Annotated in this window: 9 protein-coding genes and 1 pseudogene; 2 read left to right on the forward strand and 8 right to left on the reverse strand. The window is 67.5% G+C overall.

What is annotated here, in order from left to right:
* From ABZW96_RS36650 to ABZW96_RS36675, 6 genes and pseudogenes are all read right to left on the reverse strand, one after another.
* A pseudogene (locus ABZW96_RS36650) lies at positions 1–773 on the reverse strand (cytochrome P450); the annotation flags it as partial.
* 325 nt (positions 774–1,098) lie between these two features.
* Positions 1,099–2,271 (reverse strand): aminoglycoside phosphotransferase family protein, encoded by a 1,173-nt coding sequence (locus tag ABZW96_RS36655; protein ID WP_355081370.1) that lies wholly within the window; start codon positions 2,269–2,271, stop codon positions 1,099–1,101.
* Positions 2,272–2,405: 134 nt separating this feature from the next.
* Positions 2,406–3,137, reverse strand: coding sequence for a MerR family transcriptional regulator (locus ABZW96_RS36660; RefSeq protein ID WP_355081372.1), 732 nt, complete (start codon positions 3,135–3,137; stop codon positions 2,406–2,408).
* A 28-nt stretch (positions 3,138–3,165) separates the two neighbouring features.
* Entirely contained in the window at positions 3,166–4,545 is a 1,380-nt protein-coding gene (locus ABZW96_RS36665) for a serine hydrolase domain-containing protein (RefSeq protein WP_355081374.1), read from the reverse strand.
* A 424-nt stretch (positions 4,546–4,969) separates the two neighbouring features.
* A complete protein-coding gene (locus ABZW96_RS36670; protein ID WP_355081376.1) occupies positions 4,970–6,163 on the reverse strand; it encodes a TMEM143 family protein in 1,194 nt (397 codons plus the stop codon).
* 306 nt (positions 6,164–6,469) lie between these two features.
* Positions 6,470–6,772 carry a hypothetical protein gene (locus ABZW96_RS36675; protein ID WP_355081378.1) on the reverse strand — a complete coding sequence of 101 codons (303 nt, stop codon included), beginning with the start codon at positions 6,770–6,772 and terminating at the stop codon, positions 6,470–6,472.
* Positions 6,773–7,060: 288 nt separating this feature from the next.
* Here ABZW96_RS36675 and ABZW96_RS36680 point away from each other — a divergent pair, with 288 nt between their 5' ends.
* Both ABZW96_RS36680 and ABZW96_RS36685 read left to right on the forward strand, forming a co-directional pair.
* Positions 7,061–7,765 carry a response regulator transcription factor gene (locus tag ABZW96_RS36680; RefSeq protein WP_355081385.1) on the forward strand — a complete coding sequence of 235 codons (705 nt, stop codon included), beginning with the start codon at positions 7,061–7,063 and terminating at the stop codon, positions 7,763–7,765.
* A complete protein-coding gene (locus tag ABZW96_RS36685; RefSeq protein ID WP_355081380.1) occupies positions 7,743–9,290 on the forward strand; it encodes a HAMP domain-containing sensor histidine kinase in 1,548 nt (515 codons plus the stop codon). Before ABZW96_RS36680 ends, ABZW96_RS36685 begins: the two co-directional genes overlap by 23 nt.
* On the opposite strand, the gene ABZW96_RS36690 is transcribed toward ABZW96_RS36685, so the two are convergent.
* Entirely contained in the window at positions 9,287–9,634 is a 348-nt protein-coding gene (locus ABZW96_RS36690) for a DUF1330 domain-containing protein (protein WP_355081382.1), read from the reverse strand. The genes ABZW96_RS36685 and ABZW96_RS36690 overlap by 4 nt on opposite strands.
* A 130-nt stretch (positions 9,635–9,764) precedes the next feature.
* Positions 9,765–10,574, reverse strand: coding sequence for an SGNH/GDSL hydrolase family protein (locus tag ABZW96_RS36695; RefSeq protein WP_355081383.1), 810 nt, complete (start codon positions 10,572–10,574; stop codon positions 9,765–9,767).
* Between the last annotated feature and the right edge of the window lie 80 nt (positions 10,575–10,654).

A 10,654-nucleotide genomic window follows, 5' to 3' on the forward strand; every position in this document is an offset into this window, starting at 1 on the left:
TCGCGGGACGACAGGTTTCCGCCGAGGATACTGTCGCCGAAGCGCTCGTCGGTGAGGATCAGCAGCAGGGTGTTGGTGATCAGGTTCAGCTGGAATTCGATGCCGCTGCCGTACACCTGGGACACGTGGTGCGACGCCTCGACGTCGTCGAGCCGGGCGGGATGCCGCAGCAGTACCGAGGTGATGTCGCGCTGGGGTTCGGCGCGTTTGAGTGTCACGAGGCTCATCAGCGCCTCGCCGAGCATCTGATTGCCCTTCTCGGCGTCGACGCCCTCGAGGAGGGCGGCCGTACCGGCGGCGACCTGCGCCCCGATCTCCGGCGGGCAGCCGAGCAGATAGTTCACCGCTTGGAAGACGAGCGGGAACACGTACTGGCGGATCAGCTCGGCGGACCCGTCTTCGCAGAACGAGTTGATCAGCGGGGTGGCCAGTCCTTCCACGACGGAATGGAGGGCATACAGGTCGACCTCATCAATGCTGGCGGTGATCGCCCCACGGTAGCGGGTGAAGTCGGTCCCGGCGCTGCGACTGGCCATGGGCCGCCACTCCAGCAGGGGAAGAATGGGGCAATCCGCGGGGATGTTCTTCTGCCAGGCGCGCGGGTCGGCCGGGAAATGGTCGGGATCGTTGAGGATCCGCACCGCGGTGCCGTAGCCGATCACCAAGGTCGCCGGGACGCCGGGGGCCAACTCCACCGGCGCCAAAGACCCATAGCGCCTGCGCATCTCGCGGTACACACGGTGCGGATCGGCCGCGAACTCAGGCGAGTACATGGGCACTCGCTGTTCGTCGGATTCGATCGGCGAGCCGTGGAGGACCGGGCACGACCCAGCCGGAGCATGAGATTGCGGCGTACTCAAAGAGCGAACTCCAAACATTGGTGTTGCACAACGTGACTGCTGAACTACCGCTCCCTGCCTGGACACTGCACTGGAGCGAACTCACGGCGACTGTGCCGGAACCAAGCGATGGTATAGCGCGCGTGGACCGTGACCCTCACCGCGGACGAGAACAAGCTTCGCAGAATGCCTGCCGATCCGCTGCGCGGCCGGAATCGACCCGGCCGCGACAACACGGAGGCAGTGGACGAACTCGGGGTCAGACGCCGAGAGCGTCCAGTGAGTCGTGGTCGTCGATGGCCGTGGTGATTCGCTTCAACAGCGTCAGGCAAGTCTCCACCGGCTGCATCTTGGGTTGATACGCCGCCCTGCCGATCGTGAACGCCCACGCCGCGTACGCGAACATGGACTGTTGCCGGTACGCCAGCCACGCGTCCTCGAACGACGGCGCCTGGCCGCCGAGGGCTCCGAGTTCGTCCAGGTAGGCCGCCAGCAGTTCACGGTCCCAAGCACGCCGGTCCTCGGGCTCGCATCCCGAATTCACGGTATAGGCGAAGTCGTGTGCCCAGCCTCCCCGCATCACCACCTGCCAATCGACGAATCCCATTCGCCCGGCGGCGGTTCGATATGTCTGCCCGATGTGCGGGTCACCGTGCAACAGAGTCTGCGGAAGCTCGTTCGTCGCGTTGTCGATCGCCCGCTCGACACCGGCCCAGAGCCGGTCGGCTCGGTCGTGCAGGGCCTCCGGGACCACCGCCGCGGCGCGGCGCAGACCGACCTCGCAACGCTTCTTCATGTCGATGGCGGCGAGGTATGCCCGCAGCGCCTCGGTGGTGGTCTTGAGGTCCGCGATCGACGGGTGATTCCAGAAGGTCCGGTGGAGTCGGGCCAGATTGCGCACCAGGTCTTCGATCTGGTCCCGGGCGACCGGGGCGTTCGGCTCGACGAACTGCGCACCACGGGTCGAGGCGATGTCTTCCATCAAGGCGATCGATCGCCAGGACGCCGAATCGGCGGCACCCCAGTAGCCGATCGGCGCTTCGATGTCGACCTGGGGGCGGAAGTCACGGAAAAAACGGGTTTCGCCGTCGATCATCTTCCCGCCACCGAGCAGGATGCGTTGCGAGAAGGCCGTCGTCGTCTTCGCGAAGAGGTCGGTCGTCAAGCCCGCCTGCCGTCCCGCGTCGTTGTAGTCGACGCGAATCGCGACGCGGGTCGATGTTCCGCGGCTGCCGTTCGCGGTTTCGAACGAGAGCACCTCGGCCCCGGGGACATCGCGGCACAGCACGGCCGTCAGCCACTGTGGGGTCAGCGTCTCACCCGACACCGGGACGTCCTCGACGTCGCGCGCCTTCGGCCGGAACACTTTCTCGCCGATGATGTGAGCACCGACCGTGACGGACCGTCCGAGCAACCAGAGCTTGTGGTTCATACGCTTGCCTCGATTCCGGAGTACGACATGACCGCCCGAGCAGCCGGATCGCCGGCGCACGGGTCCGCAGGACAGTAACGCACTCTCGAAACAGCTGTACCGCAATGCGATTGCCGAGCCGATCCGGGCGGTTGCTACTCGGTGGTCGCCTTCTGCGCGATCTTCGTCAGCCGTTCCCAGGCGGGCGAGGTGACTCCGACGGATTCGTTCACCAGGCGGACCAGTTTCGGATCCAGCGCCGGGGTGGTCCGGCCGGCTCCGGTGCGTCTGCCGATGATCCACCGGCGGGTGCGGTCGGCGAGGTCCACCAGCCGCGGGTCGTCGGGGGACCAGTCGAATGCCGCGTCGTAGTCGAGGTAGATGGCCCGGAATCGCGGATCGTCGATGGCGTCGAGCTTGTCGGCGACCCAGTCCGACGCCTGTTCCGGAGCGACCGATTGCAGCAGAATCCAGATGTCGCGCTCTATCCGGACCGCCCGGTCGCTCACCCCGAGTTCGCGCAGGCGCGCGAGGTATTCGGCGACATCGGCGGACACGAACAGACGATCGCCTGAGCCCAGTTCGGCGATCTGCTCGCGGGTGCGGCGGATCTCCTCGGCGCGTTCGGCGAGCATGCGGTCGATCTCGGCGATCGCCGCCGCGAACTCGTCGGAATTCGCCGTCAGCAATTCCTTGATCCGCGCCAGGGGCACGCCGGATCGCGCCAATGTTTTGATCTTGACCAGATCGATGGCGTCCTCGGCGCTGTAGCGGCGATAGCCGGAGGAGTCGCGCGGCGGCTCGGGCAGCAGGCCGCGTTCGTGGTAGACGCGCACGGCCTTGATCGTCACGCCCGCATACCGCGCGAGCTGCCCGATCGTGATCACGCCTGTCTCCCTTCGGTGCCCGCCGCCGTCATCGCACCCGGGCGAACAAGCGACCGGCGAGATCGATTCCGGTCACGGCGGCGGAATCGTCACGGGTGAAGAACCCGCGTTGTCCTTGCAGACCGCCTTCGGTGACGATGTACTCGTCCGCGTCGCCGGCCAGCAGGCCGAGGGTAGCCGGTGGCAGGTCGGGCGGCAGATCGGTCACCGCGGCGGCACGGATCTCGGGTTTGATGGCGCATTCGATCGTCAACCTTGCCCCGTCGGTGTCGAGGGTCAGCCGCATCATCTCGTTCTCGTAATGCCCGACGATCTCCCCTGCCCGCGCCACGTCGTAGGGCAGCGGCTCCGGATCGCGTTCGACCACACCGAGGTAGTGTTCGAGCACCCATTTCACCACGGTCCGGTTGAACGCCAGCCCCGCGTCCGGGCCCGCGTTCGACGTCACCGCGACGGCGAAATCGCGCTCCGGCACGATGAGCAAGTCGGCGAACTGACCGTTGCCCGACCCGCCGTGCCCGATGGTCGCGACACCGTTCACCCCGCGCAGGAACCAGCAGATCCCGAACGCGTCACCCAGGGTGCTCCCGCGCAGCTCCACGGTCCGTTCCCGCATCCGGTGCAGCAGTTCGGCGGGCAGGATGCGCTCGCCTGCCTCGGTCCGGCCGTCGCCGAGGTGGAAACGCGCCCAGCGCAGCAGATCGCGGACAGACGTCGCCACGCCACCGCCGGGATTGTTCGCGCGGTTGTCCTTCCATTGCCGGGCGACGGCGAGCACACCGTCGGCGTCGACGTTGTGACCCACCGCGAACCGCCGGGTCATGACGTCGTCGACGGAATAACAGCTGTGGGTCAGCCCGAGCGGTTCGAACAACAGCGACGCGACCGCCCGTTCGAAGGTCGACCCGGTGACGTTCTCGACGACCCGGCCTGCCAGATTGAACCCCGCCTGACTGTAGGACGCTCGCCCTCCCGGTTCCGCGATCAGCCGCGCCTCGGCGAGTTTCACCGCGTGCCGTGCCAAAGCGTCGTCTCCTTCGCCCGTGTCGACGCCGAGCTTCCATTCCAGCCCGGCCGTATGGTTGAGCAGCCGCAACACAGTGATCTCGTCCGTGGCCGCATCGGCAGGGGCGAATTCCGGGACGTACCGCCGCACCGGCGCGTCCAACTCCACCCGTCCCTCGGCGACCAACCGCAGCAATGCGGTCGCCGTATACGTCTTGCTCACCGACCCGACCACGAACATCGTGTCCCGGTCGACCGGAAGCGGATTGACCACACTCGTAACCCCGTGGCAAGCGAGGTCTTCTCGACCGCCGACCGCCACCCCGACCGCGACACCCGGTACGCCCAACGTTCCGGCCGACGCCGCGACGAATTCGGCCAATTCCGTGTTCATCTCGTTCATGCCACCATGCTCGAACCCTGCCCCTGGGGCAATGTCAAGCCCTTGCCCGCGGCGGTGATCAAACGGCCCTGACTCCGCTCGACTGGGTGCCGTCGTCCTCGCCGCGCATCGTGTAGACGCGCTCGAGGGCACGTCCATAACGGCATGATCCCGAAATGCGCTCGCCGGTAAACGCATCGACGAAACCTATGTTCGACGGGCTCGACGTTATCGAGACAACCGTGCCACCCCGTGAACAGTGGTTGAGCTGTGCCGGTCGGTTGGCCGCCGGTTTCCTGAATTGGCCTGTGTCCGCGTCAGCCGCAGTTCACTGAGCATTCGAACAAGCTCGCCGAACTCGCCGCCGACACCGTCGGCTCGGCGGCCTGGTTGCACAGGCTCACGCCTTCGTCAGCCGGTTGGCGGACATGGAAAAAAGGTTGTCCTAGTGATGGTCGAGCCGCTGTTTCGCCTCGGTCGGCGGCACGGCGCTCAGCGTGCCGTGCTCGTCCTCGACGAGAAGTTCCCACCTCCGGAGTCTGCGCAGTCCGTCGCGGATCTGGAAATCGAAGGTCGTCCCCCATTGCCGCCGGAACCAGTCCTCCACGCGCCGATCGAGTTCGGTGGCGGTGAGCGGCCGGTCGGCGGTGCGCAGGAAGTGGTATGCCAGCACGGCTTCCTTCACCTCCGAATCCTCGGCGGCACCGAGCAGATGGTGGAACACTCCCGCATCATTGTCGAGGTTGCGGAAATAGAGATGCTCCGACAGCGTCTTCATCAACTTGATCTTGCGGTTCTTGAACTTGGCGAACTGACGCACCAGATAACCGCCGAAGGCAGCCAACCCGGCGCCGAGGGTCACCAGCGTGGCTTGATCCAGCCGCACGGATTCCTCGCGCAACCCCACCCAGAACGCCAGCAGCAAGAGCAGCGGCCCCAGCGAAGCGACCAGTTTGGTGGCGACCACGACGATCCCCGAGACCACCGCGGGCACACCGATCAGCAGTTTGTCCAGTGGCCGCATCCGCACGCGGACGCTCGGATACAGCATCTCGAGGTCGTTTCTCGGGACGTTCTGGAACAACTTCACCAGCACACCGCCGTTGGGCCGATCCGCGACCGCCTCCGCGCGCTCGGTGAACGCGACGTACACCAGAACCTTGCCGTAGCTGGTGAATTCGATGCTGCGCCGCCGTAGACCGAACAGCCACCGCACCTGCTCGGTGCGCCGCGCGACCCCGCGGCGGAAGAACATCGCCGTTTCGATGTCGTCCGCGTCGACTTCCAATCGCACCTTCACCAGCGAGTGCTCGGCGAACGCGCGATCGATCTCAGCGGCATCGATGCGCGTGAAATCCGCCGACTCGGCCAGCGCGACCAGCTCGCTCTCCACCCGCGCCCGCGCGGCGGCCTGGTGCTCGGGGGCGGCAACACGGATCGCCCGTTCATCCTCCGCTGGATCGACCACCCGATAGGCATCGAGCAAAGCCTCACCGCGCACATGGAACTCGTTGTGCACCAACGCCGCCAGCAGACGCGCGAACTCTGTGAACGACTCGCGCTCCGCTTCGGGGAGTTCGTCGGCACACAGCGATATCACCGCGCTCTTACGGAACGGCACGAAGTGTTCGGCGTCCATCGGCAACTCCTCTCGGCGGACCGCCCGTCGGTCACAACCCTATGGGGAGGCCGCAATCCACCGCACAGCCGACGGGGTCGGTCCACGACGACGGTGGAGGCGATTCGCGGACGCCTGGCCCGAGTACCGAGGACATCACGATGCAAATCCGGATTCGCGCTACGCCGCGCAGTTGGCCGGGTACGCGACCCTGCACGGACCACCACAGTGCACCGCGGATACGCCGAGCGCGGCGGTGGACGTTCGGTCCGCCGCCGCGCTCGATCTGTTCAGTTGTTCAGCTCATGTGTTGTGAGGTGCAGCGGATCACTGTCCGGGCTGGCACTGCGGCGGCGGGCCGTCCGGGTGATCACCGGGCGGAGGACCCTGACGGTCACCGGGCGGCGGGCCCTGACGGTCGCCGGGAGGGGGACCCTGGTGGTCGCCGGGAGGCGGGCCCTGGTGGTCACCGGGCGGAGGACCCTGGTGATCGCCGGGAGGGGGGCATTGCTGTCCGGGCACCGGTCCCTGGGGCGCATCAGCGCCGGCCACACCGGCTCCGATGCCGAGGGCGCCGAGCGCGAGCGCACCGGCCACGGCGCTCATTGCCAGCTTCGATGTGAAACTCATCTGCGTTCCTCCTGTTGTCGGATCAGGTCCGAAACCGTCGGCCACTGCTCTGCGGCCGACGCGAGAATCGTTGAGTCTCAATATTTGTCCCTCGTTGGCGGAAGCTATGGGCCAGCTGTGAACCGACCGGCTTCGCATACCCGCACCTCCGCCGCGCGAGCCCGTTTCCGCTGGTCGCACCCTCACAGCAAACACATAGCCGCACCACAGCGGACCCCAAGCGTTACTCGCCATGGTGAAACGATGTCCGCGACGACCACCGGGAACGGGCCGGCCGAACGAATTGTCATGCGCCGCGCCGACGGTAGCCCGATCACCGTGCTCGTGGTCGACGACGAGCCCGTTCTGGCCGAGATGATGTCGATGGCGTTGCGCTACGAGGGATGGGAGGTCACTACCGCGGGTGACGGCCGGACCGCCGTCGGCAAGACCCGCGAAGCCCGCCCCGATGTGGTGGTGCTCGATGTGATGCTGCCGGACATGACCGGGCTGGAGGTGCTGGGCAAACTACGCGCACAATATTCGGACCTGCCGGTGCTCTTGCTGACCGCCAAGGACTCGGTCGAGGACCGCATCGCCGGGCTGACCGCGGGCGGCGACGACTACGTCACCAAGCCTTTCAGCATCGAAGAGGTGGTGCTGCGGCTGCGCTCGCTCCTGCGCCGAACCGGCGTCGCCATCGAGAACAGTGACGCGCAGCTGGTGGTCGGTGATCTCGTGCTGGACGAAGACAGTCACGAGGTCACCCGAGCGGGCGATGTGATCGTCTTGACCTCCACCGAGTTCGAATTGCTCCGGTTCTTCATGCGCAACCCGAAACGGGTACTGAGCAAGGCACAGATTTTGGATCGGGTGTGGAGTTACGACTTCGGCGGCCGGTCCAACATAGTCGAGCTGTATGTCTCCTACTTGCGGAAGAAGATCGACAGTGGACGCGCGCCGATGATCCACACCCTGCGCGGTGCCGGGTATGTCCTCAAGCCCGCAGGCTGAGGCGGCGCGCCGGGTGCTGATGCCACGGCGCTGGTCGCTGCGGGCACGACTGTTGGTCGGGCAGGTGCTGTTACTGGTGATCGTGGTCGTCGGTATCGGCGCCGCGACCGAATTCGCGCTGCGCCAGTTCCTGGTACACCAACTGGACACCGAACTGATCGATGTGCAGAAGCGTTCGCTCGGCGAGGTCGGCGGTGGCCCGAGCCTGGGCCCCCGCCCCAGCGGTGAGCAGCCGCCGCCGCTGCCTCCACCCCCGCCACCGCCGCCGAACAACGGCCCGGGACCCGACTTCCTCAACCGGCGCGGTATCCAGCCCGACATGATCGGCGCCATCGTCCACGAAGGCAGCGTCACCAAGGCGGGCCGCAACGCGGCCGACGGCACGCAGGAAGCGTTGTCGCGGGCCGCGCAAGAGCAGCTCGCCGCGGTGGCGGCCACCGGGAAGCCGGTCGACGTCGATCTCCGCGGCCAGGGCCGGTATCGAGTGGTCGCGGACACCACCTGGTCGGGCGACATCGTCGTCACCGGCCTGCCGTTGACCGCCGTCGACGCGACGCTGTTGCGTGTTCTGTTGATCTTGGCGATCGTCACGGCGGTCGTCTCGATCGTCGCGACACTGGTCGGCATCTGGCTCATCCGGCACGCTCTCGCGCCGCTGGATCGGGTCGCGGCGACGGCCGCGCGGGTGGCCGGACTCGAACTGCGGCGCGGCGAGGTGGTACTGCCCGTCCGGGTTCCGGTCGCGGACGCCGATCCGCGCACCGAGGTCGGACAGCTCGGCGCGGCGGTCAACCGGATGCTCGATCACATCACGGGTGCGTTGTCGGCACGCCACGACAGCGAGACCCGGGTCCGGCAATTCCTCGCCGACGCCAGCCACGAGCTGCGCACCCCGCTGGCCGCCATTCGCGGCTATGCCGAACTGGCACAACGCAAACGAGCCGAGGTGCCCGGCGAGGTGGCCAATGCGATGGCCCGGGTGGAGTCCGAGTCCCGGCGGATGACGGGTCTGGTCGAGGACATGCTGCTGCTGGCCCGGCTGGATTCCGGACGCGGGCTCGAACACGAGCCGGTGGACCTGACCCAGCTCACGGTGGACGCGGTGAGCGACGCGCACATCGCGGGACCAGAACATCACTGGGATCTGGAGTTGCCCGACGAGCCGGTGGTGACCACCGGTGACGCGGCCCGGCTGCATCAGGTGCTGGCGAACCTGCTGACCAACGCGCGGGTCCACACCGGCCCCGGCACAACGGTGCTCACCTCGCTGGAATTCCACGGCGACGGAGGAGCCGTGCTGCGGGTGACCGACGACGGACCCGGAATCCCGGAAACCTTGCAGCCGACGGTGTTCCAGCGTTTCGCGCGCGGCGACTCGTCGCGCTCACGGCGGGCGGGCAGCACCGGCCTCGGTCTGGCGATCGTCGCGGCGGTCGTCAAGGCGCACGGCGGTGACATCTCGGTGGCCAGCGAACCCGGCCACACCGCATTCACCGTGCGTCTGCCCGGTGCGGGAAGCGGCTAGTCGGCGGACACGGCCTCCCGGATGGCTTTCACGGCGGCGGTCGGGGCGTAGCCGGGGGGGACACCTTCGACGAGGATGAGGTCACCCTCGATGTGCCGCGTGCGCAGCGGTGCGATCTCACGGTACGCGGGCGAGTCCCACCACGCTCGCGCCTCGGCGATCCCGGGGAAGCCCAGCATCACCACGGCGCCGGGCCAGCTGCCTTCTTTCACCTCGTGCGGTGTCGCGTGCACGAGGTAGTGGCCGCCATACGGCTCGAGGGTCGACGAAAGACGTTCCATGTAGTCCGCGATCTCCGGGTGCGCGGCGGCGTCCTGCAGGTGAGCTATGGCGTAAGCGGTCATAGCGTGATCGTGGCATGGCGATCGACCACAGTCGATTACCTGCCGGGTAAGCGGCGCTCGTCTCGCGGGAGAGTGCTGGGGAACCGACGAGCGGCAATACGAGCCCGCACAGAGCGCCCCGACACCGTGGTCACGGCTGGAACCGGTCCGTGGGCGCGGCGGTCGCCGTGCGGCCGTGCACCGGGAGGAGGTGCGGGCGTTTGGCGGTACGTCCGTCGCCGGAGGAGCGTCCGGTGAGCCGCCTACCGAGCCAAGGACCTAGGAAGGTTGCGGCCCAACGTATTTCGCTCCTCACCGTCGCCATTCGGGTGTCGGCGGGCAGCGGCGGCGTCAAGGGCGCGGCCCAGCTTTCGTCGGCGCCGGGTAGACCCAAGGCGTGGGCGAGAGCGTCGGCGATGCGCTGATGTCCGAGCGAGTTGGCGTGTAGCCGGTCGGTGCTCCACAGGCGGGGATCGGTGACGGCGGCGTGGTGGGCGGTTTCGGCGAGGACGACGCCGTGCCGTGCCGCCGAGGCGCGGATGCGCTGGTTGAGCGCGGTGACGCGACCGCCGAGCGGGCGCGCGAGCGGGGTGATGCGCGCGAGGTCGGGGAAGGTCAACGTCGCCACGACCGCGCCGTTGACGGTGAGGGCGGCGAACATCGCGTCCAAGTGTCCGGCGACCTCGTCGGCGTCGAAATTCGGCCGCAGCAGGTCGTTGACTCCGGCGACCACGGTCGCGAGGTCCGGCCGCAGCGACAGGGCGGCATCGAGTTGCTCGGCGCGGATCTGCCGGGCGAGCTTGCCCCGAACCGCGAGATTGGCGTAGAGCAGGCCGGGATCGGCCTGCGCGAGGCGTTCGGCGAGCCGGTCGGCCAGGCCGCGCAATCCGGTCCGGTCGTCGCCGTCGCCGACGCCCTCGGTCTGACTGTCGCCGAGCGCGACATAGGTTCGGTAGGTCACAGGCCCAGCTCCACATCGGTGATCGGGTAGGCCACACACGAATGGGTGTAATCGAATCGAGCGTCGGAGAGCCGGAGTTT

Origin of the sequence: Nocardia sp. NPDC004168, from assembly GCF_040610355.1 — a bacterium.
Taxonomy (GTDB): Bacteria; Actinomycetota; Actinomycetes; order Mycobacteriales; family Mycobacteriaceae; genus Nocardia; species Nocardia sichangensis.

Coding starts and splice junctions, on each gene's coding strand:
- ABZW96_RS36685 (WP_355081380.1), top strand. CDS start 7,743: ATGTCCTCAAGCCCGCAGGCTGAGGCGGCGCGCCGGGTGCTGATGCCA.
- ABZW96_RS36665 (WP_355081374.1), bottom strand. CDS start 4,545: ATGAACGAGATGAACACGGAATTGGCCGAATTCGTCGCGGCGTCGGCC.
- ABZW96_RS36670 (WP_355081376.1), bottom strand. CDS start 6,163: ATGGACGCCGAACACTTCGTGCCGTTCCGTAAGAGCGCGGTGATATCG.
- ABZW96_RS36690 (WP_355081382.1), bottom strand. CDS start 9,634: ATGACCGCTTACGCCATAGCTCACCTGCAGGACGCCGCCGCGCACCCG.
- ABZW96_RS36675 (WP_355081378.1), bottom strand. CDS start 6,772: ATGAGTTTCACATCGAAGCTGGCAATGAGCGCCGTGGCCGGTGCGCTC.
- ABZW96_RS36680 (WP_355081385.1), top strand. CDS start 7,061: ATGCGCCGCGCCGACGGTAGCCCGATCACCGTGCTCGTGGTCGACGAC.
- ABZW96_RS36655 (WP_355081370.1), bottom strand. CDS start 2,271: ATGAACCACAAGCTCTGGTTGCTCGGACGGTCCGTCACGGTCGGTGCT.